The organism is Burkholderia sp. WP9 (assembly GCF_900104795.1).
Lineage (GTDB): Bacteria > Pseudomonadota > Gammaproteobacteria > Burkholderiales > Burkholderiaceae > Paraburkholderia.
Genome location: NZ_FNTG01000001.1, coordinates 3,053,049 through 3,079,972 on the forward strand (window position 1 = coordinate 3,053,049; position 26,924 = coordinate 3,079,972).

The 26,924-nt window shown below is 63.0% G+C and carries 22 protein-coding genes; 10 read left to right on the forward strand and 12 right to left on the reverse strand.

Features of this window, described 5'->3' with window-relative positions; translation table 11 throughout:
- Positions 1 to 3: 3 nt before the first annotated feature.
- Positions 4 to 894, reverse strand: coding sequence for a MurR/RpiR family transcriptional regulator (locus BLW71_RS13510; protein WP_091796757.1), 891 nt, complete (start codon positions 892 to 894; stop codon positions 4 to 6).
- Positions 895 to 1,062: 168 nt separating this feature from the next.
- On the opposite strand from BLW71_RS13510, the gene BLW71_RS13515 reads away from it, so the two are divergent.
- On the forward strand, positions 1,063 to 2,340 hold the full coding sequence (locus tag BLW71_RS13515; protein WP_091796758.1) for an amino acid deaminase: 1,278 nt from the start codon (positions 1,063 to 1,065) through the stop codon (positions 2,338 to 2,340).
- A 132-nt stretch (positions 2,341 to 2,472) separates the two neighbouring features.
- On the opposite strand, the gene BLW71_RS13520 is transcribed toward BLW71_RS13515, so the two are convergent.
- Positions 2,473 to 2,988, reverse strand: a complete 516-nt coding sequence (locus BLW71_RS13520) for a MarR family winged helix-turn-helix transcriptional regulator (RefSeq protein ID WP_091796759.1) — start codon at positions 2,986 to 2,988, stop codon at positions 2,473 to 2,475.
- Between the two features lie 31 nt (positions 2,989 to 3,019).
- Entirely contained in the window at positions 3,020 to 4,615 is a 1,596-nt protein-coding gene (locus BLW71_RS13525; protein ID WP_091796760.1) for an MDR family MFS transporter, read from the reverse strand.
- Between the two features lie 138 nt (positions 4,616 to 4,753).
- Between BLW71_RS13525 and BLW71_RS13530 the strand changes: the two genes are divergently transcribed.
- Positions 4,754 to 5,596 (forward strand): EcsC family protein, encoded by an 843-nt coding sequence (locus BLW71_RS13530; protein ID WP_091796761.1) that lies wholly within the window; start codon positions 4,754 to 4,756, stop codon positions 5,594 to 5,596.
- Here the strand turns inward: BLW71_RS13530 and BLW71_RS13535 are convergent.
- Complete coding sequence (locus BLW71_RS13535) at positions 5,566 to 6,522, reverse strand: alpha/beta hydrolase (RefSeq protein WP_091796762.1); 957 nt, start codon at positions 6,520 to 6,522, stop codon at positions 5,566 to 5,568. The genes BLW71_RS13530 and BLW71_RS13535 overlap by 31 nt on opposite strands.
- A gap of 116 nt (positions 6,523 to 6,638) precedes the next feature.
- Positions 6,639 to 7,073, reverse strand: coding sequence for a CHRD domain-containing protein (locus tag BLW71_RS13540; RefSeq protein ID WP_091796763.1), 435 nt, complete (start codon positions 7,071 to 7,073; stop codon positions 6,639 to 6,641).
- A gap of 305 nt (positions 7,074 to 7,378) precedes the next feature.
- Between BLW71_RS13540 and BLW71_RS13545 the strand changes: the two genes are divergently transcribed.
- Positions 7,379 to 8,353, forward strand: coding sequence for an IS5 family transposase (locus BLW71_RS13545; RefSeq protein WP_091800817.1), 975 nt, complete (start codon positions 7,379 to 7,381; stop codon positions 8,351 to 8,353).
- 500 nt (positions 8,354 to 8,853) lie between these two features.
- On the opposite strand, the gene BLW71_RS13550 is transcribed toward BLW71_RS13545, so the two are convergent.
- The 6 genes from BLW71_RS13550 to BLW71_RS13575 form a co-directional block, all read right to left on the reverse strand.
- Positions 8,854 to 13,296: an ATP-binding protein gene (locus BLW71_RS13550; protein WP_286161994.1), complete on the reverse strand. Its 4,443-nt coding sequence runs from the start codon at positions 13,294 to 13,296 to the stop codon at positions 8,854 to 8,856.
- A gap of 54 nt (positions 13,297 to 13,350) precedes the next feature.
- On the reverse strand, positions 13,351 to 14,097 hold the full coding sequence (gene aqpZ / locus BLW71_RS13555) for an aquaporin Z (RefSeq protein ID WP_091796764.1): 747 nt from the start codon (positions 14,095 to 14,097) through the stop codon (positions 13,351 to 13,353).
- A gap of 251 nt (positions 14,098 to 14,348) precedes the next feature.
- Positions 14,349 to 14,993, reverse strand: a complete 645-nt coding sequence (locus tag BLW71_RS13560) for a response regulator (protein WP_091796765.1) — start codon at positions 14,991 to 14,993, stop codon at positions 14,349 to 14,351.
- A gap of 108 nt (positions 14,994 to 15,101) precedes the next feature.
- Positions 15,102 to 15,791: a response regulator gene (locus tag BLW71_RS13565; protein ID WP_091796766.1), complete on the reverse strand. Its 690-nt coding sequence runs from the start codon at positions 15,789 to 15,791 to the stop codon at positions 15,102 to 15,104.
- 140 nt (positions 15,792 to 15,931) lie between these two features.
- A complete protein-coding gene (locus tag BLW71_RS13570; RefSeq protein WP_091796767.1) occupies positions 15,932 to 16,597 on the reverse strand; it encodes a response regulator in 666 nt (221 codons plus the stop codon).
- Positions 16,598 to 16,975: 378 nt separating this feature from the next.
- Positions 16,976 to 18,289: an MFS transporter gene (locus tag BLW71_RS13575; RefSeq protein WP_091796768.1), complete on the reverse strand. Its 1,314-nt coding sequence runs from the start codon at positions 18,287 to 18,289 to the stop codon at positions 16,976 to 16,978.
- A 95-nt stretch (positions 18,290 to 18,384) separates the two neighbouring features.
- On the opposite strand from BLW71_RS13575, the gene BLW71_RS13580 reads away from it, so the two are divergent.
- From BLW71_RS13580 to BLW71_RS13605, 7 genes are all read left to right on the forward strand, one after another.
- Positions 18,385 to 19,272, forward strand: a complete 888-nt coding sequence (locus BLW71_RS13580; protein ID WP_091796769.1) for a LysR family transcriptional regulator — start codon at positions 18,385 to 18,387, stop codon at positions 19,270 to 19,272.
- A gap of 485 nt (positions 19,273 to 19,757) precedes the next feature.
- A complete protein-coding gene (locus BLW71_RS13585; RefSeq protein ID WP_091796770.1) occupies positions 19,758 to 20,474 on the forward strand; it encodes a c-type cytochrome in 717 nt (238 codons plus the stop codon).
- Complete coding sequence (locus BLW71_RS13590; protein WP_091796771.1) at positions 20,471 to 21,871, forward strand: c-type cytochrome; 1,401 nt, start codon at positions 20,471 to 20,473, stop codon at positions 21,869 to 21,871. Before BLW71_RS13585 ends, BLW71_RS13590 begins: the two co-directional genes overlap by 4 nt.
- Positions 21,872 to 21,895: 24 nt before the next feature.
- Complete coding sequence (locus tag BLW71_RS41645; RefSeq protein ID WP_177205028.1) at positions 21,896 to 22,072, forward strand: hypothetical protein; 177 nt, start codon at positions 21,896 to 21,898, stop codon at positions 22,070 to 22,072.
- 2 nt (positions 22,073 to 22,074) lie between these two features.
- Positions 22,075 to 22,644, forward strand: coding sequence for a cupredoxin domain-containing protein (locus tag BLW71_RS13595; protein WP_091796772.1), 570 nt, complete (start codon positions 22,075 to 22,077; stop codon positions 22,642 to 22,644).
- A complete protein-coding gene (locus BLW71_RS13600; protein WP_091796773.1) occupies positions 22,631 to 24,256 on the forward strand; it encodes a b(o/a)3-type cytochrome-c oxidase subunit 1 in 1,626 nt (541 codons plus the stop codon). Before BLW71_RS13595 ends, BLW71_RS13600 begins: the two co-directional genes overlap by 14 nt.
- Positions 24,253 to 25,062 carry a c-type cytochrome gene (locus BLW71_RS13605; protein WP_091796774.1) on the forward strand — a complete coding sequence of 270 codons (810 nt, stop codon included), beginning with the start codon at positions 24,253 to 24,255 and terminating at the stop codon, positions 25,060 to 25,062. Before BLW71_RS13600 ends, BLW71_RS13605 begins: the two co-directional genes overlap by 4 nt.
- A 72-nt stretch (positions 25,063 to 25,134) precedes the next feature.
- On the opposite strand, the gene BLW71_RS13610 is transcribed toward BLW71_RS13605, so the two are convergent.
- A complete protein-coding gene (locus tag BLW71_RS13610; RefSeq protein ID WP_091796775.1) occupies positions 25,135 to 26,784 on the reverse strand; it encodes a methyl-accepting chemotaxis protein in 1,650 nt (549 codons plus the stop codon).
- Positions 26,785 to 26,924 lie beyond the last annotated feature (140 nt).

A 26,924-nucleotide genomic window follows, 5' to 3' on the forward strand; every position in this document is an offset into this window, starting at 1 on the left:
GGATCAGTCTCCTAACGGTTGTCGATCGCCGCCGCCGCGGTGCGTGTCGAGTGCGTGCTTCATGCGGCGCAGCAATTCGCGGCTCTCGTCGCCCTGACTGACGGCGAGTTCGGTGACGAGCACATCGAGCGCCATCATCATTGCGTAGCGCGACGACGACGGCTTGTAAATGAAGTCGGTTTCAAAGGCGACGATCGGAATGACCCAATCGGCCAGCCGCGCGAGCGGCGAAGCCGGCGCGGTCAACGCGATCACCGTCGCGCCATAGCTGCGCGCGATCTTGCAGTTCTCGACCATCTCGGGCACGCGCCCGGTCGTGGAGAGCGCGATCACCACGCATTCACGCGACACGGTGCTGGCCACCATGCGCTGCAGCAAGCCGTCCTGATAGGTCGCGACGGGCCGGCCGAGGCGCACGAGCCGAAAGCGCATTTCGTCGGCGAGCGCGGTGGAACCGCCGCCCATGCCGAACACGTAGATCATGCGCGCAGCGCGCAAAGCGGCCGCCGCTTCGCCGAGCGGCGCCTGACGCAGCAATTGATGGTTGTGCGCCAGCGCGGTTTGCAATTCGTCGAACACACGGGTCGCGATCGGCTCGGGCGCGTCGCCCGCGCTGCCCGGCTGCAGGAAGCGCTGACCGACCGCAGCAGCCTGTGCGAGCCGCAGCTTGAGTTCGCGCACGTCGCGGCAACCCACAGCCTTGGCAAAGCGCGTCACGGTCGCCACGCTCACCTCGGCCTGCTGCGCGAGCGCGCCGATGCTGGCGCGCGAAGCGCCCGTGAGATCGTCGAGAATCAGCGCGGCAACCTTGCGCTCAGCCGAGCGCAGTTCCGGCGCGCATTCGGCGATGCGCGCAACGATGTCGAAAGCCAGCGGTTCGGCGGTTGAGTTCATTGCAGACTGTGGGATACGGCGCGAAGGCGGAGCAAAAGCCAGGCAAAGGCTGACAACGCGCCTTCAGCGATCCATGGTACTAAATAACATTTCTTCATCCATCGTACTTTCGGTAACATGCTAAAGTCAACTTTGATTCAATTTAACTGGACGATGGAGCAAGGAGACATGAAAGTTACAAACTATCAGGGCGCGACGATTGATCCTTATAGCAAGGGCTTGGGCATGGTTCCGGGCACCAGCATCCAACTCACGGATGCCGCTCGCCTGGAGTGGAACCTGCTGAACGAAGACGTGAGCTTGCCGGCCGCCGTGCTGTATGCCGACCGGGTGGAGCACAACCTGAAATGGATGCAGGCATTCGTCGCCGAATACGGCGTCAAACTCGCGCCGCACGGCAAAACCACCATGGCACCGCAGCTGTTTCGCCGTCAGCTCGAAACCGGCGCGTGGGGTATTACGCTCGCCACCGCGCACCAGGTGCGCGCGGCTTATCACGGCGGCGTCTCGCGCGTGCTGATGGCCAATCAGCTGGTCGGCCGCCGCAACATGATGATGGTCGCCGAGTTGTTGAGCGATCCGGATTTCGAATTCTTCTGCCTCGTCGATTCGGTTGAAGGCGTCGAACAGTTGGGCGAGTTTTTCAAGTCGGTGAACAAGCAGTTGCAGGTGCTGCTCGAACTCGGCGTGCCGGGCGGCCGCACGGGCGTGCGCGATGCCGCGCAGCGCAACGCGGTGCTCGACGCGATTGCACGCTATCCGGACACGCTGAAGCTCGCCGGCGTCGAGTTGTACGAAGGTGTGCTGAAGGAAGAGCCCGAAGTGCGCGAGTTCCTGCAGAGCGCGGTCGCGCTCACGCGCGAGCTCGTCGAGCAAGGGCGTTTTGCGCGTACGCCGGCCGTGCTGTCAGGCGCGGGATCGGCCTGGTACGACGTGGTCGCGGAAGAATTCGTGAAGGCGTCGGAGACCGGCAAGGTCGAGGTGGTGCTGCGTCCGGGCTGCTATCTGACGCACGACGTCGGCATCTATCGCAAGGCGCAGACGGACATCTTCGCGCGCAATCCGGTCGCGAAGAAAATGGGCGAAGGGCTGCTTCCCGCGCTGCAATTGTGGGCGTATGTGCAGTCCATTCCCGAGCCGGATCGCGCGATCATTGGTCTTGGCAAACGCGATTCCGCGTTCGATGCGGGCATGCCGGAACCGGCGCGCCACTATCGTCCGGGTAACGAAGCGCCGCGCGATATCGCGGCAAGCGAAGGCTGGGAGATTTTCGGCCTGATGGATCAGCATGCGTATCTGCGGATTCCCGCTGGCGCCGATCTGAAAGTGGGCGACATGATCGCGTTCGACATCTCGCACCCGTGTCTGACGTTCGACAAATGGCGTCAGGTGTTGGTGGTCGATCCAGCGTATCGCGTCACGGAAGTGATCGAAACGTTCTTCTGATTCTTCTTGCGAAAGGCGCGCCCTGGACATCGGGGCGCGCCGTTCCTGTTGTTTCGAAATGCGTGGAGCGAGCGATTGCTCTGTGATCTCCGACGCGCCGCATGCGACGTCGTTCAAGCCGCGTACACGACGTTAAGGTTGGCGCGGCGCTTCGCCATTCACGACTTCGGCTGCCTGCTGCGAAACATCGCCGGCGGCGGCTCCCGCAGCGCCGGCTGTCGCCGCCACTTCCCCAATTCTCACCTCGAGCATCTTCAGTGCATCAGACAGCGCGCCCAGCGCCTCGTCCGGCAGCGCAGCCATCGTGTCGTGCAGAAACGCATTGCGACGCGGCAAGCTGGCCTCGGTCGCCGACTGCCCCGCTTCGGTCAGACGCACATTGGTCACGCGATTGTCGCGCGTGTCCATGCTGCGAGCGATCCAGCCCAAACCTTCCAGTGTCTTCAACTGCCGCGTCAGCGCGCCCGGGTCGACACGCAAGCGCTCCACCAGCCGTTTCTGCGACGACTCGCCCGCCTGCTCGTGCAGCGCGAGCAGAATGCGCCAGCGCGGCAGCGGGTGGCCGACGTGCGACTCGAAGGCCGACATGAACGCCCGATATGTGCGGCCGAATTGCTGCATGACGGCGACGCGGTCCTGTTCTTCCATGATCTGTCAGTAAAACGATAAGTCTAAAAAATCAGTCCGCGTGAATCACGGGTTCGAGCTTGCGTTGGAGCTTGATCGGCGGCACACGGCGGCTTTGCCAGACCGACACCACGGCGATGATCGCCGCCATGGCCAGACCCAGATGAATCGCCGCCACGAGAGCTTCGCGCGCGCTCTCGAGCAACATCGCGCCGTTATGGCCCGCGTGCGTCAACTGGCCTAGCAAGGTGGTTTGCGCGTCGCGATTGATGAGAATTTGCGGGTCGCCGAGATCCGCGAACCATTGCGATGCGTGATCGTTTTCCAGCGCGCTGCGCACGCCGCTCGCGTACATGTGGCTGACCAGCGTGCCGGTCAGCGCGGTGCCGATCATGCCGCCGATCATGCGCAGTGACTGCAGCAGCGCCGTGGCAATGCCGAGGTGCTCCCGGCCGGCCGTTTGCTGCGCGAAGATCGTCAGGTTCGGCATGACGAAACCGAGTCCCAGTCCGCCGACGACCATGAACGACATCAACAGCCATTGCGGCATGGCGCGTGTCGCGACGACCACGCCCAGGCACGCCAGTGCGAGCAGCGTAAAGCCCACGTAAAGCATCAGATTCGGATTGCGCACGCGCGAGACGATGCGCCCATTGGCGATGCTGCCGATCGTAATGAATACGACGAGCGGCGTGATGACGAGCCCCGCCTCTTTCGGCGACATGCCAAAGCCGCCCTGGAACAGCAGCGGCGCATAGAACAGCAGCGAGAACATCGTGAAGCCGCCCAGCACGGCCAGTGTGAACAGCGCGGCGAGACTGCGATTGCGGAACATGTCGACCGGCAGGATCGCCGTCGGGCAGCGCTTCTCCCACTGCCAGAGCGCGTAAGCCGACGCGACGCTCAACGCGAGCAGCATGGCCGCACCGAAGCTCACGCCATGCTTGGGCAGCAACTCGACGAACAACTGCAACGAGCCGAGCGCCACGGCGATCAACACGGCGCCAGGCCAGTCGAGCCGCATCTTGCCTTCGTGTTCGACATGGCGCAGATGTGGCAGGAAACGCCAGACGAAAAACAGCGACAGCAGACCGACGGGCAGATTCACATAGAAAACCGAGCGCCAGCCGTAATACTGCGTGAGGAAACCGCCGAGCGACGGCCCGACCGCGTTGGCAATACCGAACGCCGAACTCATCAACACTTGCCAGCGCAGGCGCACGACCGAGTCGGGAAACAGATCGGGAATACAGGCGAACGCGGTGCCGACCAGCATGCCGCCGCCGATGCCCTGCAAACCGCGCGCGAGCACGAGGAACAGCATATTGTTGGCCGCGCCGCACAGCACCGAGGCGCCCGTGAACACGACGATCGACGCGATCACGAACGGCTTGCGCCCGTAGTAATCGCCGAGCCGGCCGAAAATCGGCACGGTAATCACCGAGGTCAGCAAATAGGACGTGGCGACCCACGCGTACAGCTCGAAACCCTTGAGTTCGGCGACGATGGTGGGCAATGCGGTGCCGACCACGGTCTGGTCGAGCGCGACCAGCATCGTGACGAAGGAGATGCCGAGCATCGCCAGCAATGATTCACGGAAAGGTAAAACTTGCCCACTCGAGTGGTGGGCCGCGGTATGGACAGCCATTTTTGATAGCGCAACAGTTGACTGGTCAATCGATAGGGAATCATACCACGCGACGATGCTCTAATCCGGACACGCCGCCGCGGTGCGCAGCAGCGGCAACCGACTGAAAAAACACATCACATGACGCCAGGGAGGCACATGGAGCCGAGCTCGCTCGCAACACAATCGTTATCGGACGACGACCTGAAGGCGCTGCGGCGCGCGAAACATGAACTGGAGAGCCCCGCTCTGGCGATGAAACTGGCCAGCATCGTCGGCGCGCCGCTGGAGAAGCTGCTCTCGCGCATGCCGGCGTTCGCCAACGAAAAGGTCGCGGACGCGACCGAACTGGCGTTGCGCAAGTGCCTGGCAATCGCGCTGCGCACGCTGGGGCGCAAGGACGCCACGCTTGCGCTGGCGGCGCCCGAGAAGCCGAGCAATCTGCTTCACAAGTTCGCCGTGGCGACCACCGGCGCGGCCGGCGGCGCATTCGGACTGTTTGCGCTGCCCGTCGAACTGCCGGTCACGACCACGCTGATGTTTCGCTCGATCTGCGACATCGCGCGCAGCGAGGGTGAGGATTTGTCGTCGATCGATACGCAACTGCAGTGTCTGACCGTGCTCGGCATGGGCAGCACATCGAGTGCCGACGACGACGCCGACTTCGGCTACTTCATCATGCGCGGCGCGTTGGCGCAGGCAGTGTCGAAAGCGTCGTCCGAGATCGCCACCAAAGGTTTCACCACGCATGGTTCCGCGGCCTTGCTGCGCCTCGTCAACACGATCGCCGCGCGCTTTTCGGTGCAGGTGAGCGAACAGATCGCCGCCAAGTCGATTCCGGCAATCGGCGCGGTGCTCGGCGCGATGGTCAATACGGTTTTCATCGACCACTTCCAGCAGGTCGCGCATGCGCACTTCACCGTGCGGCGGCTGGAACGGCAATACGGCCAGCAGATAGTCGAGGCCGCCTATCAGACCATCGACATCGCGCTCGACGGCTGAGACGCGCGGCGCGTCACGCGCCGCACGAAGGTGGCGGCGCGCTCGAGCGCGCGATTTCCTTCCGGGATGAACGGCGCAAAAATCGGCCAGACGTGCGGCATCTTGTTCCACACTTCGAGTTCGCAGTCGACGCCTGCCGCGCGCGCGTTGTCGGCCACGCGCTGCGAGTCGTCGAGCAACACCTCGGTGCTGCCCGCCATGATGAAGAGCGGGGGCAAGCCGTTCAGATTGGCATAAACGGGAGAGGCATGGGGATGCGTGGCCGGCGTGTCGCCGAGATAAACCTTTCCCGCCAGCGCGATTGCCGGGCCGCTGAACATGGGGTCGAGACCGTCGTTGGTGCGGATGCTGGCGCCCGTCGCGGCCAGATCGGTCCATGGCGAGAACAGCAAGGCACCGGCCGGCATGGGGTCGCCGGCGTCGCGCAGCGCCACCAGGGTAGCGAGCGCGAGGCCGCCGCCCGCCGAATCGCCGGCGATCACAATCGACTCGGGCGCAATGCCATTGCCGATCAACTGACGATAAGCGTCGGTTGCATCGTTCAACGCCGCCGGGAAGCGATGCTCCGGCGCGAGACGATAGTCGAGCGAAAAAACGGCCGCGTCGGCGCGTGTCGCCAGGCCGAACGTGATCGAGCGATGCGTACGCGGTGAACAGAAGTAATAGCCGCCGCCGTGGCAATACAGCACCGTTGTACCGGTCTGCGCGGCTTGCGCCCCGTCGCCGCGCTCGATCCATTCGCCGCGCAAGGGCGCATCGCCCGGGCCGTACAGCTCACGCAGACGCCAGCCGCGAGGCACGCGCGGCGACCAGGCGCGCTTGGCGGTCAACGCGCGCGCCTTCTCGACATTGATACGCGGCTTCAAGGTCTCGGGACGAAACTGCCTACGCAAATACCAGCACGCGAGTGCGCTTTGCCAGCTCATCGGGACACGCTCCTTCGATTGTGTCCCGTCATGTTACGTGCGTTCACGGCAGCGCCGGTGGGCGGCGGCTTCTAATCCCAAAAAGGTCCGCGCCGCCCGGTAAGGTTTTCCGCTCGTTAGTTAGCCGGCAAAACCTGCCCGCGAATTTCACCCATCGGGTTCTGCGCGGTATGAACGTTGAAGTACCACTGCCCCGCCATCAGATCGGTGACCTGCTGCTCGGTGAGCGCCGCCGACCCTTTGATCGGGCTGGCGAGGGCTCCCTTATCGATCGGCACCTGAACCTTGGCGTTCTGGCCCACCGGCGCAGGCCCGTGGAAATGCGCGGCGGTTGCCGGGCCGCTCAAGCCTTCATAAGTGACCGTCCATTGCAGGGATTTGGTCGAGGTGTCGAAGGTGGCGTTCAACATGCCGTGTCCGTGGCTCACGCGAGGAGGCACTTCGCTCGACGGTTCGAGATCCGCCTTCAAGGCCACCGTATCGGCGAAGGCGACGCCCGACGCCAACGCCCACAACACCATAGCGAGATTCAGTTTTCGAAGCGCAATCATGGTCTTCTCCGGACTTGATGCACCGCCGCACCGACACTTCGGCCGCGCGGAGCCACCACATACTAGTTCAAATCCGCTGAGCCTGTTTGTGCCTCGGACCGCGCATGGCCGGCGCGGGCGCCACGCGTTTTGCTGCCAGAAGCCGCTCGCGAGGTGCTGCTTTTACGTATTGAAACGCGGCGACTTCATAGTTGTCCGTAGTGATCCTGCGTCTTGCCGACGAGTTAAGGCAAAGCTGAATAAGTCCACCGTTCATGACGGTCACGCGTTATAGCGTGAGCATGCAACGGCGAAAGCGAAAAATGATGAATCAACTGACACTGGCGATGGCTGTCGATCAATGCGCGGGGTTCGGGGCGCAGCGCAAACCAACGCGACGTGAAGCGTTTCTTGATGAGATGAACAGGATCGTGCCTTGGGCGCAACTGTGCGCAGTGGTCGAGCCGTTCTATCCGAAACGTGGCAATGGCCGCCCGCCGATCGTGCTGGAGCGCATGCTGCGGATTCACTTTGTGCAGCACTGGTTCAACCTTGCGGACCTTGCGTGCGAAGAGGCGCTGTACGACAGTCTCAGCCTGCGCCGTTTCGTTGGGATCGACCTTGGCAGCGAAACGGTTCCGGACGCGACCACGCTGCTCAAATTCCGGCATCTGCTGGAAGAGCACAAGCTGGGCGAGCGGATCTTCGCGGAAGTGGGTCAGGTGCTGCAGGCGCGGGGAGCAAAGCTCAAGAGCGGCACGATTGTCGATGCCACACTGATCGGTGCACCCTCGTCGACGAAGAACAAGGACAAGGCGCGTGACCCCGAAATGCATCAGACACGCAAAGGCAAGCAGTGGCATTTCGGCATGAAGCTCCATATCGGCGTGGACAGTCAGAGCGGGCTTGCTCATAGCGCAGTCGTAACGGCGGCGAACGTGCATGACAAGTATCCGCTGCCACAGTTGCTGCACGGTGAGGAGCAACGCGTGTACGGCGACAGCGCATACGCGAGTCAGAAAGCGCTGATCCATGGCAAGGCACCGAAGGCGCGCGACTTCACCAACAAGCGCACGCGCCGCAAGGGCATCGTCGACGAGGTGGCGCGCCGCAAGAATCGCAACAAGTCGAAGATCCGTGCCCGGGTCGAGCATGTGTTCGCGGTCGTGAAGCGGTTGTGGGGCTTCACGAAGGTTCGCTATCGCGGTCTGGCGAAGAACGCCAATCGCGCCTTCGTTGCACTCGCGCTGGCCAATCTGTACATGTGGCGAGGTCGCGCGACGGCACAGGTGCGCCCGTAAAGGGCCAAAGACGGGCAAATAGCCCGCGCAGAGCCCCTCGAGGGGCGTAACGTGACACGGAATGCCCGCTTTTACGGCCGTCATTCGCGATCTCGAAAGATTACACATGCCTTGGTCGCAACCTGTCGTGTTTACGCGGCTTGATCAGCGCAGCCTTAAACCTTGGCGATATCGCGCGAGAAGTGCCGCTGTGCGCACACGCCGCCGCCGGCACCCCGCCAAGACGGGGTGATGAGACGACGGCCTGGAAGCGTTTTAAGCGAATTTCTCAAACAGTTAATTGTCGATTTTGTAGTGAATCAACCGCGTTATCCCGGTTATGCTTCCGGCTGCGAGAAGTGACTCCTTCATCGAGGGATGTCTCCAAATCTTTAACGCGGCTTCGGCCGCGTTTTTTTTCGTTCTATCGTCTCGCCTCTCATCCGTGTGGGTGCGCTCTGCTACGAGGCGACCGCACCTATTCCGCATAATCCCCTGCGGCTTTTTCAACCGGCAGCCCGCTATACGAGCAATGCGGCTTGCTGTTCGATTCCGTCCAGCATGGCGTTGCATTTGTTGATTAAAACCATTCCGTCATTGCGCACAAGTTCGGGCGGTTTCACATTGATTTCGCGGCGGTAATCTTCGAGCGCCATGAGTAGCGGCGGATATTGCAGGACGCTCGCCGCCCCTTCCACGCGATGAAGCCATTCGCGCACACGCTCCAGCTCAGTGCGCTCGGAGCCGACGCGCTCGAGCAATGGCGAGAGCGACTGCACGTCTTCGCGCACGGACGATACGAACGAGTCGAGCAGCGCCTTGACGGTCGATTCGCTCCCCCACAGTTGTGTCATGTGCCCCAGGTCGACCGGGACGAAGGGATCAGCGCCGCAGTGGACCTCCGGTGTAGCGACAGCCGGCGCTCTCGCGGCCTCCAAAGGCGCGGCGTGCCCCGCGCAGTCGGATCCAAACCAGCGGCTCAGATAGTCGCGCAGCGTGGCCAGCCGCGTCGGCTTCACCAGGCTGTCGTCCATGCCGGCGTCGCGACACAGGTTCAGGTCTTCGGGCGCGGTGTTCGCCGTGATTCCCAGAATGGGCAGCCGATGCCTGCCACCCTGCTCACCTTCGCGGATACGGCGAGTGAGTTCGTAGCCCGACACGTTCGGCATGTGGCAATCCGTGATCAGACATCCGTAGTTCGTGCGCTCCAGCGCTGCCAGCGCTTCCCCGCCGTCGTTCGTCACGTCGCAGGCGAAACCGAGCAACGCGAGCTGGTGGCGAATCAACTCCTGGTTGACCGGATGATCTTCCGCGACGAGGATCAGCCGGCCACTGGCGATTGCCCGCTCGCGATCCGGAGGCGAAGCGCCGCCCTCCGGCGCGCGTGGCATGGCAGCCAGGCGCGGCGCCACCGTGGGCAGCCCGGTCATCGCGGCGGCGCACGCGGCACCGAGGCCACGCCATGAAATGGGATTGATGCTGACGCGCACGGTGTCGTCGAGAATGCGGTAACCCGTCGGCTTCGGCTTCTCAGTCAGACAGATCACACGCGTGCGCGCGCGAACGTCCGCGGGTAAAGTCACGTCCTCGTTCACGAACAGCAAATCCAGATCTTCCAGAGCGACGCGATCGCGCAGTTCCGGCGCATCGGGCGACACGCGGCGCAACGCAAGTCCGAGCGCCTCGCCGAAGTGCATCAGGGCTTGAGCAACACGAGCGTCGCCGGTTGCCACGAGCCCGCGCTTGCCGCGCAAGCCGTTGACCGAATAGCGCTGAGTCTCGACAGCCATGGTAAGCCGCACGGTGATGCGTGTGCCGCTGCCCGGATCGCTGTGCAAGGCAAGCGAGCCGCCCATGAGGTCGATCAGCTTGCGGCAGATCGTCAAACCGAGGCCTGTGCCGCCAAAACGGCGCGTGGTGGAAGACTCGGCCTGCACGAACGGCTCGAACAGCTTGTCCTGCACCTCCGGCGCGATGCCGATCCCGGTGTCCTCGACAGTCATGGCGAGCGTTTGAATGTCGCCGGCCTGAGCAACGACGGACACGCACACGTCGACCTCGCCTTGCGGCGTAAACTTGATGGCATTGCCAAGCAGATTGAACAGAATCTGGCGCAACCGTACGCTGTCGCCCCGCAGCGTGGCTGCGACGCCCGGCGCAATGTCCACGCGCACTTTCAGGCCCTTTTCGTGCGCCCGCCCGGCCAACAGACCGACAGCGTTGTCCACCAGTTCACGTATGTCGATGGATTCGGCCTCGATCGTCAGCCGTCCGGCTTCGATTTTCGAGAAGTCGAGCAAGTCGTCGAGGATCTGCAGCAGTGCGCCCGCCGACTCGTGGATCATGCCCAGCATTTCGCCCTGGTCCGCATTGAGCGGCGTACGCTCCAGCACTTCGACGAGACCGAGCACACCATTCATCGGCGTGCGGATTTCGTGGCTCATCATCGCGAAGAAGTCGTCTTTGGCGCGCGAAGCCGCTTCGGCCAGGTCGCGCGCTCGCGCCAGTTCGTCGGAGCGAGCGTGCTCGACGCTGGCGTCCACCCAGTAACCGCTCCACACGACACTGCCGTCCGTTTCGCGACGTGGCACCAACTCGGCACGTGCCCACTTGATCTCCTGGTCGCCTTCGAAACGGAACTCCATGTTCACCGGCGTTTCGCTGCGAGCCGAGCGCTCGAGTTCGGCCAGCACGAACGCCCGGTCCTCCTCGCACACGCGCTGGAAATCGACGTGATCGCTGCTGCTCACCGCACTGTCTTTTGCACCCAGCAAATGCCGCGTGTCGCCGCCGATATACGGAAACGAATACGCGCCATCCGAAGTGCGGCGCAGTTGAAACACCACCGCCGGCAAGGAGCGCGTCACGTCGAAGAGGCGCCGTTCGGTTTCGCGCGCGCGCATCTCAGCGCGCCGAATGTCCGTGATATCGACCACCGTCCCCAGCACGCAAACCGGCTCACCGTCGCTGCCACGGCAGACGCTGGCCCAGAAAAGGCCATGCCGCACGTTGCCCGCGCCGCGCTCGAACTGCAACTCCAACTGCACAGTCTCGCGCCCGCTTAGCATCTCGCGAGTCATGTCGCCGAGAATCCGGCTGTTGGCCTCACCCCATGTTTGCACGTCCATGGTGTTTCGTCCGATGACCGCTTCGCGGCTCAATCCGCAGGCTTGCTCATAAGCCTCGTTGACTGCGATATAACGGCCGTCGAGGTCAATGGCGACAAGCGGATACGGCACCATCTTCATCATCGTTTCCTGGAAATTCAGTTGCAGCTCGAGCTTGAGCTCGGTTTTCTTGCGCAGCCTGACTTCCCGTTGCAGCAACAGATAGGCACGCAGCGTGATCAGCAGCGCGACGCCGATGCCGATCAGCAACGGCAGCAGGCGCACCGCGGTCACGCTCCATATGCCCGACTCCGGCGCACTGCCGGTGACCCATTTCTGCCGGATGCGCTGCTTTTCCGCAGCCGGCATGGCCAGCAATGCACGATCGATCAGTTCGGCAAGCGGACTCAGGTCCGGGCGCACAGCGAAGTCGAGCGCGTCGGTTTCGCCTACCGTGCCGAGGATTTTCAGGACACCGTCGTAACGCTGCTTGAGCAGGATGTCGATAGCGGCCACATTGCCGACCAGCACGTCCGCCTCGCCGGCCTCGACCATCCTGAGCGCGTCGTCGAGACTGGGCGCGATTGCAACGTGGTCCGCCGGAATGCGCTCGAACGCGAGCGGAATCGAACCGGCAACGTGCGACGAAACGACGATGCGCCGTGACGCGAAATCGTTCAGCGATCTGGCCGCCGGCTCGTTCTCACGCCCGACGATCACCAGTGGATAGCTTTCGTATGCAAGGGTGTGGCGCGCCCGCTTGAGTCGCGGATCGTGAATCGAGGCCGTGGCGAGCATCGCCAGCTCGCCGTGCTGAAAGGCTTCGATTGCGGCGGGCCAGTCGGCCGTGCGGGCGCGGTTGATCACGACGCCGAGCGTGCGGCTCAGATACGCCAGATAGTCGGCGGCAATACCGGCCGGTTGCCCGGAACTGTCGACGTAACTGAACGGGGACCAGCCGTTATCGAAGCCAATCTGCAACGGCGGCAACGAACGAAGCCAGGCCTGCTCCTGCGGCGTCAGCACGAGACGCGGCGCAACGGGCACGGGCTTCGCGTCGAAGTTGCCGGATAGCCAGCGCACACGAATCGCCGCGTCGTCGGCCGGATTCATCGAGGCGAGCGCCTCGTCGAGCTGGTCGCGCAGCGTAGCGCGGCTCCGTGGCACCGCGAAGCGCAGATTGGCGGTCCGGCTGCTTTCCTCGAAGGCCACGTGCAAACCACGGAACTCCTCCGTAGCCAACGCATATTGCACAGCCGGCGTGAAGCCGAGATAAACGTCGGCGTCGCCCCGGACCACCGCCGAGAGTGCGGCATGCGTCGTGGCGAACACGCTGATCTGCGCATGAGGAAAGCGCTCGCGTGCCACCCGCTCGAGCGCAAAACCCTTTTCTATCGCGATACGTGCTCCGGCAATCTGAGCGGGACTCGCGTAGCTGTCACCGTCACGGCGAACCACTGCCGACGACGAAGAACGGAAATACGGTGCGGTAAAACTCAGGCACCGCTCGCGTTCCGGTGTGCGGGCAACGCTCGTCAACAGGTCGACCTCACCGGCGCAGGCCGCGGCAAGCAATTGCGGCACATCAGGAAACGCCTTGGCTTCGATAACGACATTCGGCCCGACGAGCGCGCGCAGATAGTCGACGCTCATGCCGGTGAGGCGTCCGCCTTGCAACGCGTCGAGCGGCAGCCAGCCGCCCGCGAGAACCCCGATGGTCAGTTTCGCGGGAAAAGCGGCAACGCTCTGGCTGTTCGAACGGTTGTCGAACAGTTGGGCGGCGGCTGCCGTTTGGGTGGCGACAAACAACGCCCATACGAGCAGACCAAGCCACACGCGTTCGAGCGTGCGCCTCATTGCAACGTTTGGCGGGAAATTGACGGCAGACACGATGATGGCGCCCGGCAACACTCAGACGACTTCGCCTTGCCCATCGGCAAGCCCGGCGCTACCGTGCTCGGGCTTGCCGTGCAGATACGAGAACAACGCGCCGGCAGTGATGCCCCCCGACAGCGGCGCAGCCCAGAACAGCCAGAGTTGATCCAGCGCCCAGTCTCCGACGAACAAGGCTTGCGCCGTGGAACGGGCGGGATTGACGGAACCGTTGGTGACCGGGATCGACACCAGGTAGACGAGCGCCAGACCGGCCCCGAGCACCAGCGGCGCGAGCGGCTGCACGTCGTGCCGGCGGGCGATCATGAGGTTGGCCATGACAAAGCAGAAGGACAGCACGAACTCGATGGCCAGCGCCGAATGCAATTGATAGTCAGCGGGAGAATGGTCGCCGAAGCCATTTGCCGCGAACTCGCTTGCGCGCAGATCGAAACCGGGACGGCCGCCCGCCACGTAAAGGAGGAATGCTGCGGCAACGATCGCGCCGAGAATCTGCGAGGCAATGTAGGGGAGCAAATCCCTGACCGGGAAACGCTGTGCGACGGTAAAGCCTACGGTGACAGCGGGATTGAAATGACCGCCGGACAGGCTGCCCATGCAGTAGCTGGCCGTGGCGAGTGCGAGGCCGAATGCCGACGCCGCTTCCAGCACGCCGCTCGCCTGCTGGATCGCGCCGACGTTCAGCACAATGCTGCCGCAGCCGACGAACACGAGCCATGCCGTTCCCGCACTCTCCACCAACAACCGCTTACCTAATGCAACCATGCCGCCTCCTGTTTCTGTCCATGAGGCAGACGGCCCTGCGCGATTGCCATAAGACATCTGCCTGAATTCGCTCGGCTCGGGCATTGCTCAGCTTAACGAAATGACCGCTTTCGTCACGGGAGCATCGAATAAAGCCGCAGTGAACTCAGAACTATGAGGCGGCAATGTCTCGCAACCAATCGGAACACTCCTAAATTCGCTGCTCTCTAGAAACGGCTGCCAACGGCGCGATGCAATACGCCGCCCGCGTTTCAGGTCAATCCGATTTGGCGCGCGTAGTCGATCAGGTCGGCTTCCGTTTCCAGCCCAAGCTTGCGCATAGCAGTACGTTTCTGCGTACTGATCGTTTTGCCGCTGCGCTGCAAACGCACTGCGATCTCGTGGACAGCGAGACCTTGCACATAGAGCTGGAAGATTTCCCACTCGCGCGCGCTCAGCACACCGGCGCGAAGCTGCGGCGGCGCATCCGCCGTTTCGATTGCGGCGCGCGCATGCTCCGACAGATAGACGCGGCCGGCAATCGCCGCCTCGATTGCGTCGAGCAAGGCGGTGACGGTTTCACGTTTATCGACGATACCGCCCACGCCGATGTGCAAAAGGCCGGTAAGCATGTGCGCATGGCAGATCATGGTCAGCACGACGACGCACGGACGCGGCCGACCCCGCAACAGGCGGCGCAGAAAAGACACCGCGTTGCTGCCGCCGTGAATGCCCGGCATGTTGATATCCGAAACGACCACGTCGCATGCATAAGCGTCGAGTAATTCAGCGAGGCCATGCGTGTCGGCCGCTTCGCCGACAAACTCGATGTGCGGGACGGTTTGCAACATTTGCTTGACGCCGACACGAACGCAGTCGTGATCGTCCGCGACGATGACGCGAATCTTTTGTCTCATCTTCTTGTTGTCTTATCGACTGGCATGCCCCGCACGCGCTGTGCTTCCCCGGGCGATGCCAATGCATCTTGTTTTCGTCACGCCAAGGCGCGACACGCGGCCGGCTCGTCACCGGTTCTGCACGCGCTCCTCGGGAATCACCCCGTACTCGACGGCGAAGCGGAACAGTTCCGCGTCGCTGTGCAGCGCGAGCTTGCGCATGGCGGTGCACTTCTGCGCGCTGATCGTTTTGACACTGCGCCCCAAACGGGCGGCGATCTCGGTCACGCCAAATCCTGACGCGTATTGGGTGAACACTTCGAGTTCGCGGCGCGACAGCATTTGCCGGACAAAGTCGAGCCGCTGGGTCACCGTTGCGTCGGCGATCAGCGCGCGCACCGCCGGCCCGACGTAACACTCGCGCGCCAACGCCGTAACGACGGCCACGTGAATCAGATCGATCCGGTCGCGCTTGCTCACCAATGCGTCGGCGCCGAGCGAAATCACCTTTTGCAGCTCGGCTGCCTCGGTTTCCATGGTGAGCACGACGAGCGCGATGTCGGGGTAGCGCATCTTGAACTGCCTGACGACTTCCAGTCCGCTGCCATCCGAACCGCCCGGCATGTAGAGGTCCATGAGCACCAGATCGCATGAACCACGGTCGACTTCCGTGAAGAGTTCGGTCGCATCGGCCGCGCGACCGACAATCTCCATATTCGGATAACCGCCCATCAGATTTTCGATCGCCAGCAGCACCAGTGGATGATCGTCCGCAATGATGGCTCGAATGGGCGTGCTTACCTCAGCGGTGTCGCGCATCTTCTATTTTTCCTCCGTACCTTGATTGACTGCCGCCCTTTTCAGTAAAACCAGCTCTCGTGCCGATCATTAAACATTTTTCAGAAAATAAACATAAGATCGCTCCGAAACCACCGCATTCGATTTAAAAAGTAAATTGCTTAGATATACGATTCAAAACCAGGAATTCCATATGCGCGCACGTGAGAAAAAAGACCTGGATCGTTGGCAACTCCGAGCTTGGTCATTGCCTCGCGTTTCTGCCTGCTGACCGTGCGACGATGACAGCCGAGCGCCGCTGCAATTTCAGCGATCGACTGGCCGTCCACCAGCAGCCTGACGACTTTGGCCTGAGCGCCTGATAGACGCGGCGGCGCCGGTCGTTCACACGCAAACTCCTGCGGGCGCGCGAGCGCTTCGACGATGGAACGCCCGAGGTAGGCCTCACCGTGCCGAGTCGTGGCAATCGCCTGCCAAAGCTCGTGCATCGACTCCGCCTTGCCGAGCATGCTCACGGCGCCGTCCGACACAATGGCGCGAAGGATCGCGGCATTCGTCAGCGTTGTCATCACCACGATGCGCAGCTGCGGCCAGTCGCAACGGATTCGCCGGACGAGATCGAGGCCGTCGTCGACGGCGCCCGAGCGCTCCGGCATGGCGAGATCGGTGACGAGCACATCGCAGGGTGTGTTCCGCAAGCGTTCGAGCAGCGAAACGGCATTCGTCGCTTCGTCGACGATGGTGACACCGGCATGCATTTTTAAAGTCGCACGGATGCCAAGCAGAACGAATGGATGATCGTCCGCCAGGATAATTCGAAGGTTCACCAGGATTTTCTCTCGTTTGTTGTAGGATTATTTTCAAATGTGCAGAAAAAATCTGACACACTTTACCTATTCTTTGACGGCCCCTTGACGACGCTTCGCGTGTCAAGGCGGCCATAAAATCACCACTGCAACTCCACGAAAATCGGAGCGCTCCGAATCCTGTAGAAAAATCAATTACCAATGCGGATTTATCAAAGAAGAAAAGAATAAATACGCAGAATGAATATTTTTTACTTTCACAATGGAACCCATTCCGGCCGGAATTCGACGGTGCAACCACTCATCGCAGGCGTGTGCACACGCCGCCCAACGGCATGACAAAAAGCGCGGCAGCCGCCCCGCGGCAACCGCCTTATTACCGAGCGGCGACGGGCTTCGTCAGATTGCGTCGCAGGCGCGCGCCGCCCTCGCCTTGCTTTCACGCGCCGCGCGCGGAAATACCGGGAACGCGATCAATGCGCACACGCTGGCTACTGCCCACACCATCGGCCACGAACCTATCGTCAACAGCGGCGGTATTACCAGCGGCGTCACGAACAGCGTGAGAAAGACACACGTGTTGCCGATCGCCAGCGCCGTGCCGGCGCGGTTCGTCCCTGCCAGCGTGGCGAGTTCCGTAAAGGCCACGCCGTGCCATGCCGACGCGCTCACACCGCCCAGCACGACCATCAGCGCGAATACCGCTGTCAGCGTCGCGTGATGCATGCCGGCGAGGCCGGTCAGTAACGCGAGCGAGGCGAACAACACCGCCGTCAGCAAACTGCAGGCGCGCATATAGTTCCGCCGATTGCCGCGCCGGTCGGTCCACGCGCCACTCCAGACCCGCGCGATCGCGGCGCCCGTTTGCACCGCAGCCATCGTCACGCTGATCGCCATGACGCCGGCGCGGCTGAAATCGTGAAGAAACACCGTCCCGAACGTCACGACGGCGAGTTGCGGCACGCACAGCGCTCCAGCGCCGAGCGCCACGCGCCAGATGCCGATGTCGCGCAACGGCGAGACACTGCTGCGCGCGCCATTCGCCGCCGTGTCATGGACTTCGCGTGCGCCTTCCGAATCGGTATGAGCAGGTTCATGCAGCCAGCGCCATGCGAACCCCGCCGTGATCGCACAGGCGAGCGCCAGGACGGTATATGCGCTCGCAAAGCCATAACGCGACGCGAGCACTGGCAGCAGCAGTGCGCCGAGGCCGCCGCCCGCAGGCACCGCGGTCTGGCGAATACTCATGGCGAGGCCGCGCTCACCTTCGCGAAACCAGGCCATCACTGCGCGGCCGCTCGAACCGTTCACGCTGCCGCCGAACAGTCCAACCAGCAACAGGCCAAGCGCGAGCGTGCTCACGCCCGGTATGTGCGTACCGGACGGCACGACGAACAACGCGAGACCGGCAAGTGCGGCTGCGGTCGAAAGCAGTCCGAGCAACAGGACATGCCGGTCGCCCCAGCGGTCGGTCAGCAGTCCCCATGGCAACTCGCTGACCGCGATGCCGAGGCCCAACATGCCGAGCACGAGACCCAGACCGTCGTTGCCCAGGTGATAGCCCGAGCGCAAGAAAACCGCCGTCGTCGGAATTCCCGAAAATGCCGCCGAAAAGCTCGCGTTCGCAGCGAAACCGACCCCGAGCACCTTCCACCTGTGGCTTGCCGAACGCCTGCCGGATGTCCCTACGGCTGCCATTGATTCGTTTCCCATTCCACCCTCCGCAAAGAATCTGGAGGTATGCTACGGCTGGGCTTTCTATCGGAAAAGCCGGAATTTTAGATGACTTCCATCGGATATACCGAATCATGAGCCAGCGTGGATTCGACCTGACACAGTTGCGTACCTTCGTCGCCGTCGCCGAATCGGGCAGTGTCTCGGCGGGCGCGGAGCGCGTATTCCTGTCGCAGTCTTCCGTCAGCGAGCAGTTGAAGAAACTGGAGGAACGCGCCGGCCAGCCGCTCTTCATACGCAGCAAGCAAGGCGTCAGCGCCACGCCGGCCGGCAGCCGCCTGCTCGACCACGCGCGGCGCATCATCGCAATGAGCGAAGCCGCGTTCGACGATCTGCAAGGCCGCTCGCTGGACGGCGAGTTGCGCATTGCCATCACGGACTACTACCGTCCGCACGACATCGCGCGCATTCTCAAGACGTTTTCGGAACAGCATCCGCGCCTGAAGCTGCACGTCACCGTTTTGCCAAGTGCGGTGATCGACAGCAATGCAGGCGATGATGCGTCGTTCGATATCGGTCTTTCGCTGCGGCTCGTCACGGATAACTCGCGCGCCACCGGTCGGCGCAACGCTGCGCCGAGCACGGTTGTGCGGCGCGAAAAACTGCTTTGGGTGAGCGCGGCGGATTCAGGTCCGCGGCCGGCCACCCCTTATTCGCTCGTGTTGCTGCCGTCGAGCTGCCAGTTGCAGCGTTTCGTCGTGAAGTTGCTCGACGAACACAAAGTGCCCTACGTGGTGTCGCACTCCGCCTCCGGCGTGGCAGGCTTGCAACTCGCACTGAAGGCGGGGCTCGGCATTTCCTGCCTGAACGAATCGTCGGTCGGCGGCGGCGTCGTGGCCTGCCCGGCGAGCGTCGGCTTGCCCGCGCTGCCTGCTGTGGAGTTTCATCTGTTGCCCGGACGAATCGGCGAAAGCGAACGGGTGAGCAATGCGCGCGCGGCCTTGCTGCGGCTCTTCAGTTGACCACGCGTGCAGGAGGTCCAAGGCGTGTCGCTCAAGCACGTGTTCCATCATCAAACAATCACATTCGCGCGATAACGTCGAAGCACGCGGCGATTTGCAATGAAACGTTGAAAGCCCCCTGGTCGACGCCTATCATGAACAGGTGTTTGGTCAAATTAGCTTTTGTTTGCTATTGACGCGCCGAATGAATTCCTGCAACCTCGTACACGCTGCTGAACGTTTCAAGCGTTAATTCCCGCAGCCCGAAAGCCGCCACCCACTGGCGCATTCAGGCAGATCGTTGTTTTAAAAAGCAATCGCATCGCCGTAGCAAATCAACACTCGCCATTCAGAATAAGTCCGTTTTCGATTTGCTGTTTTCGCACTCGTTATACAAAAACAACTGACGGAGTTGCCACACACCGTCCGTGGATTCAGGAGCCAATCCGCGAGCGAATGCGCGAGAAATAATCGAGAAGAAAGAACGTTCCCAATAGAGGCCTGGCGTGCATCGTAGAACTATCGGATCGTCTGTTCTGTTAGTGCTTTACGTCATGTGGAGCGGCGTGGCGCTCGCCGCCACCGACGCGTCCAGCGCCATGCCCTCGGCCATGGACGAACGCGTGCGCGCCTGCACCTCCTGTCACGGCGTGCAGGGCCAAGGCCTGAACAACGATTACTTTCCGCGCATTGCCGGCAAGCCGGCCGAGTATCTGTTCAACCAGTTGACCGCGTTTCGCGACGGCGGCCGCACATATCCGCCAATGGGCTATCTGCTCGCCTTCCTGCCCGACGACTATCTGCGCAAGATCAGCCAGTATTTCGCCGATCTGCAACCGCCCTACCCCAACGCCGATCAAAGCGCCGTCGCGCCGGCAGTGCTCGCCGCCGGACAGCGCCTCGTCACCCAGGGCGACCCCGCCCGCAAGATACCGGCGTGCATTGCGTGCCACGGTGCGCGCATGACCGGGACGCAGCCGGGCATTCCAGGTCTGCTCGGTTTGCACGCGAGCTATATCGCCGGACAAATGGGTACCTGGCGCTCGGGCACGCGGCACGCGCTCGCGCCGGACTGCATGCATTCGATCGCGGTCAAGCTCAACGACAAGGACATTACCGCGGTATCGAGCTGGCTCGCGCGCCAGCCGCGTCCGGCCGATCCGCGGCCCGCACCGGCGTCCGGCGAGCGGCTGCCTCTCGCATGCGGGAGCCAACCGCAATGAAGCCGACACTTCGCTCTCCGGGCTCGTTCCGCGCGCTGCGCACCGCGCTGCTCACCACTGTGCTCGCCATGACGAAGGGCCGACGCGCGCATGCGCCGTTCGCGTCAGGCCTCTTGGCCGCCGGCCTGATCCTCGCGGGCAGCGCCGCGCTTCTGCACGTATCGCACACGCCCCTCATCGCCGAAGCACGCGCCGCCGACACCGCGACAACGTCCGCGCCGGGCGGGGCCGCCGACACGCGCCCCGACATCGTCAAACGCGGCGAGTATCTGGCGCGCGCGGGCGACTGCGTGGCCTGCCACACCGCGCCGCGCGGCAAACTGTTCGCGGGCGGCCTAGCCATGGAAACGCCGTTCGGCACGCTGTATTCGCCGAACATCACGCCGGACGCGCAATACGGCATCGGCACCTGGAGCCAGGATGCGTTCTTCAAGATGATGCGCACCGGCCGCACACCGGACGGCACGCTGATTTATCCGGCAATGCCGATCGCTCAATACACCAAGGTCACGCGCGAGGACTCGGACGCGATCTTCGCCTATCTGCGGACCGTCACGCCGGTGCGTGAGCCGAATCACAAACACACGCTGCGCTTCCCGTTCAATCAGCGCAACCTGCTGTACGGCTGGCGCACGCTGTATTTCCGGGAAGGCGAATTCCAGCCCGATCCAACCAAATCGGTCGAATGGAACCGCGGCGCGTATCTGGTCGAAGGGCTCGGGCACTGCACGATGTGTCACACCAAGATCAACATGCTCGGCGGCTCGTCGCAGAGCGAACAGTTCGCGGGCGGCCTGATTCCCGTACAGAACTGGTACGCGCCTTCGCTGACCTCGGACAAGGACGGCGGCCTCGGCGACTGGAGCACCAAAGACATCGTCGATCTGCTGCAAGCGGGCATTTCCGATCGAGGCGCGGTGTACGGACCGATGGCCGAAGTCACGTACCACAGCCTCCAGTACATGACGGAAGACGATATCAAGGCGATGGCGGTTTATCTGAAATCCTTGCCCGACAAGAGCGGCCGCAAGACCGGTCCGTCGGCGCCGACCAACACCAACGTGTTCGCGCTCGGCGAAAAAATCTACGCCGACAAATGCGCGATCTGCCACGGCGAAAAGGGCGAAGGCAAGCTGCAACACTATCCGCCGCTCGCCGGCAACCAGTCGATCGAAATGGACTCTTCGGTCAATCCGATTCGCATCGTGCTCAATGGCGGCTTCCCGCCGGGCACGATGCGCAATCCTGAACCGTACGGCATGCCGCCTTTCGGTCAGGAACTGAACGACACCGACGCCGCCGCCGTGGTCACCTATATCCGCACGGCGTGGGGCAATCACGGTCAGCCCGTGACGTCCCGCGACGTCAACGCGTTGCGCAATGCGCCGTTGCACTGAACCGCCGCACTGGAGAGCCTTCAGATGGAAGCAAACGAAACCGGTAGCGCGGCCCCGCCAACGGACGAAGAAGTGGAACGCGTCGTCGCGGCCGGCCCGCATGGCGCGATCGCTCTCGCCGGCGTCGCCACGCTGATCGTCATGGCGATCTGGTTCGGCTTCTACTTTCTCGTGTTTCTGCCGCGCGGTGTGGTTCACTGATCATGTCGACCGATTCCAACCACCAATCGGGCGGCCACGCGGTCGCCTTGCGCGCCGAGCGCCGTTGGGCCATTTTCGCCGTCGCGCTGATCGTTCTGATGCTGGTCGTGATCGTGTATTCGGGACTGCATTGGGCGATGATGCCGCCCTCGCGCGTCGAAACGATCGATCCATCACGCCTGCAACTGTCCGGCGAATTCGTCGAAGACAATCTGGGCAGTGCGGTCGAGCCGGACGGCTCGGTGGTCGTGCGCTTCATCGCGCAGCAATACTCGTTCACGCCGCAATGCCTGCTGGTACCAGCCGACACGCCGATCACGATCCGCACCACCAGCGCCGATGTCGTACACGGCCTGCTCGTCACCGACACCAACATCAACACGATGGTCGTGCCCGGCTACGTCGCCACGCTGAACACGCGCTTCGACGCGCCTGCCGATCACACCATGCCGTGCCACGAGTTCTGCGGCTTCGGGCATCAGACCATGTGGGCCCACGTGAAAGTCATCGACAAAGCCACCTTCTTCGAGCAGGCCCGACAATCACGGAGGCTGAGCTGTGTTTCACGCTAAGCGACTCGTTCTCGCGCATTTCTGGCTCGCCTTCATTGCGTTTCTGATCGCGCTGCTGCTCGGCGCCTGGCAGATGCTGGTGCGCAGCCCGCTGGTGCCGTGGGTCGGCGACCCCGAGCTTTACTATCGTTCGGTAACCGCGCACGGCTCCGTGATGGCTTATGTGCTGCCCACGCTGGTGTCGATGGGTTTCGGCTACGCGATCGTCGAACTCGCGCTCGCGCAGCGCCTCGTCGGTCTCAAATGGGCGTGGGCCGCCTTCATCATGCTGGCAATCGGCGCGGTGATGGCAATGGTGCCCGTGGCGCTCGGCCAGGCCTCGGTGCTCTACACCTTCTATCCGCCGATGATCGGCAGTCCCTTCTATTACCTCGGCGTGGTGCTGGTGGTGGTCGGCTCGTGGATCTGGGTCGCGCTGATGCATGTGAACCTGCGCATCTGGAAGCGCGCCAATCCGGGCAAGCCGGTGCCGCTCGCCATGTTCGCCAACGTGGCGGGCGCGTATCTGTGGGCCTGGACCGCTGTCGGCGCGGCGCTGGAAATCCTGTTCCAGATCCTGCCGGTCGCATTCGGCCTGACCAACACGATCGACGCCGGCCTCTCGCGCATCCTGTTCTCGTGGACGCTGCACGCGATCGTCTACTTCTGGCTGATTCCCGCTTATATCGCTTACTACACGCTGGTGCCGCGCGCGATCGGCGGACGGCTCTATAGCGATTCGATGGCGCGCGTGTCGTTCATCCTGTTCCTCGTCTTCGCGATGCCGATCGGCATTCACCACCTGTTCGCCGATCCGCAGGTCGGCTCCGGCTTCAAGTTCCTGCATGCCGTCTTCACCGGCATGGTGTCGGTGCCGACGCTGCTGACGGTGTTCACGATCTGCGCGTCCGTCGAAATCGCCGGCCGACTGCGCGGCGGCAAGGGTGCCTTCGGCTGGATAGGCGCACTGCCCTGGCAAAACCCGATGATGCTCGTAATCGCGTTCTCGTTCGTGATGCTCGGACTCGGCGGCGCGGGCGGGCTGATCAACATGAGCTACCAGCTGAACTCGACCGTGCACAACACGCAGTGGGTGACCGGCCACTTCCATCTGATCTTCGGCGGCGCGATCGTCATCATGTACTTCGCGATCGCCTATGAACTGTGGCCGCAACTGACCGGCCGGGCCCTCGCGTCGGTCAAGCTGGTGCGTACGCAACTGTGGCTGTGGTTCATCGGCATGATGGTCGTGACGCTGCCGTGGCATTACGTCGGCCTGCTCGGTGCGCCGCGCCGCATGGCCTACTACGACTACAACACGCCGGGCATGCAGTCGCAGGCGTTCTGGGTCGGCATGTCGGCGGTGGGCGGATTGATCCTCGTGGCGTCCGGCGTGCTGTTCATCTACATCCTCGCCAAGTCGCAATTCGGCCCGGTGGTGCAGCAGCAGAGCTTCCGCTTCGCGAGCGCGGCACAGCCGGTGGAGCGCGTGCCGGCCGCGCTCAACAGCTTCGGTTTGTGGGTGGCGTTGATGATCGGCCTCACGGTCGTCAACTACAGTGTGCCGATCGTGCAGTTGCTCAGATTGCCGCAGACGTCCGTGCCGGCAGTCGTCGTCGGAGCGCAGCGATGAACCAGGAACGCGTCTTCAGCTTGCGCAACCCGTGGTTCACGGTGAGCGTGGGCGGCACGCTTGCGATTGCCGTCGTGTCGATACTGATCGGCTTTATCTGGCTGCCTTCGGCGAGCAACGCCTTCGGCGACCGCGGCTTATGGGCGACGATCTGCAGCGCCGCGGGCGCGCCGTCGAGCTGGTACGGCGGCGCCAATCTCACCGGCCCGGCGCCGAGCGAAGTGGTGGTTTTGCCGCCTTTGCGGCGCGCGCGAGCCGACGCGAATTCGATCGGCCGCGGCGCGACGATCGCGACGCAAAATTGCTCGATGTGTCACGGCGTGCTGGGCACGGTGCAGGTGACGGCGCCCGCGCTGGCCGGGCAATATGCCGACGTGATCTATAAAGAGTTGCGCGACTACCAGAACGGCGTGCGCCAGAACGCGATCATGCAACCCATCATCGCCGCGCGCAGCGACCAGGATCTGCACGATCTGGCGGCTTATTACGCATCGCTGCCGCGGGCACCGGCAGCGCAGACACTGCCCACCGGGGTGGAACCGGACGCGAATGCCGTAAAGCTGGCCATGCAGGGCGATCCGCAGCGCAATATCGCGCCTTGCGCGGCATGCCACGGGCAGCTCGATCGCAAGGGCGCGGCGCCGTGGCTGGGCGGACAGTCGTCGATCTATCTGGCGGCGCAGTTACGCGCCTTTGCTTCCGGCGCAAGACACAACGACATCAACGAACAGATGCGCAACGTCGCACGGCAGATGACGCCCGCCGAGATCGACAGTGTGGCGAAATACTATGCGGCCATGCAGTAGCGGACGCTTTGCGCGTGCCGCGCGACTCGTCCCAACGACTCGACACGCCGTCTCGCAACACAACCGCCGATCTCAAGCCGTTGCGAACTCGCCTGCATGCGTGGTTCCCGGCGCGGCGACCGAACCGCCGCGCCGTCCGCCATGCGCGGACGACGAATCTGCCCCGCTGCCGGTCTGGAACACCGACACGGCGGAAGTCAGTCGCCGCGCCTGCTCTTCCAGCGAACTCGCCGCCGCCGCGGCCTCTTCGACCAGCGCCGCATTTTGCTGAGTCACCTCGTCCATCTGCGCAACCGCGAGATTGACCTGATCGATGCCGGTGCTCTGCTCGGTCGCGGCCGCCGCGATTTCACCCATGATCGAACTCACGCGCGCGATCGCGTCGACGATCTCGGTCATCGTCGAGCCCGAGCGTTGTACCAGCTGCGAACCGGCCTGCACACGCGCCGTCGATTCGTCGATCAAACCCTTGATCTCCTTCGCCGCTGCCGCGCTGCGCTGCGCGAGCGAGCGCACTTCGCTCGCCACCACCGCGAAGCCGCGTCCCTGCTCGCCGGCGCGCGCGGCTTCGACTGCCGCATTCAGCGCGAGAATATTGGTCTGAAATGCGATCCCTTCGATCACGCCGACAATGTCGGCAATGCGCCGCGAATCGTCGACGATGCCATGCATCGTGCCCACCACCTGTTCCGTCAGATCGCCGCCTTGCGCGGCCAGACTGGATGCGCCCTGCGCGAGCGAGCTGGCCTGCTTCGCGTTGTCGGCCGTCTGCTTGACCGTCGAGGTGAGCTGTTCGATGCTCGCCGCCGTTTCTTCGAGCGAGGCGGCCTGCTCTTCGGTACGTTGCGACAGATCGGTATTGCCCGCGGCAATCTCGCTCACGCCGGTGTCGATGGATTCCGTGCCTTGCCGCACCGAATTCACTGTCGCGATCAGCGATTCCTGCATCTTGCGCAGCGCGGCCGCGAGACGGCCCATTTCGTTATTGCTGGCCACGACGATCTGACCAGTCAGGTCGCCATTGGCAATGCGCTGAAACTGCGCGATGGTGGCGTCGACCGGACTGACGATCGCGCGCACCAGCACCGCGCGGCCGATCAACGAACCGAGCAGCGACACGACCATGCCGATCGCCACCGCAATACAGATCGCGTAGAACAGATCCTGCGCATCCTGATAGCGCTGCGCGCCGTGATCGATCTGCAACTGTTCGAGCGTGAGCATCGCCTTTTCGTACGCGCTGTAGAGCGACGGCAGCTTGTGCGCCTGCAATTGCTGGAAGGTGGTCTTGTCGCCGGACTTGAGCGCGGCGAGCGCCGGATCGACGCCTTCGTGCAGGAAGGTGTCGCGCTTGTCCTGCATGTCCTTGATGAGGCGCTGTTCGTCGGCGTCCGTGCTCGCGCGGCTCACATAGTGGGCAAGACGGTCGTTCGATCCTTTCTGGTACTGATCGAAACGCTTGAGCACGGCGTTCGCGCCGTCCTGATCGTTGAGATCGACGAGCGAGGCATACGTCGCCAGCGCGAGACGCAGGCGCAACAGCTGTCCGGCGCTGCCTTCGAGGTCGGCGACTGCCGGCGTGTCCACGGTGTACATCTGCTGCAGCGAGGCGTTGCTCGAGCGCAGCGACAGCAGGCCGGCGGCGGCGCCGACCAGCAACACGATGCCGAAAAATCCGATCATCATGGTCAGACAGGTGCGAATCGACAGATTTTTCAACATCGGGCGTGTCTCCATTGGGCTGCCTGACCGGATGTTCATCAAAAATCTCGGCCACGCGCGCTGCGCCCAAGCTCACTCGGCCAGGTCCGCAACTATTGTCTTGATTTAAGCGAATGCCACATGTAAGGACTACGGCGCGA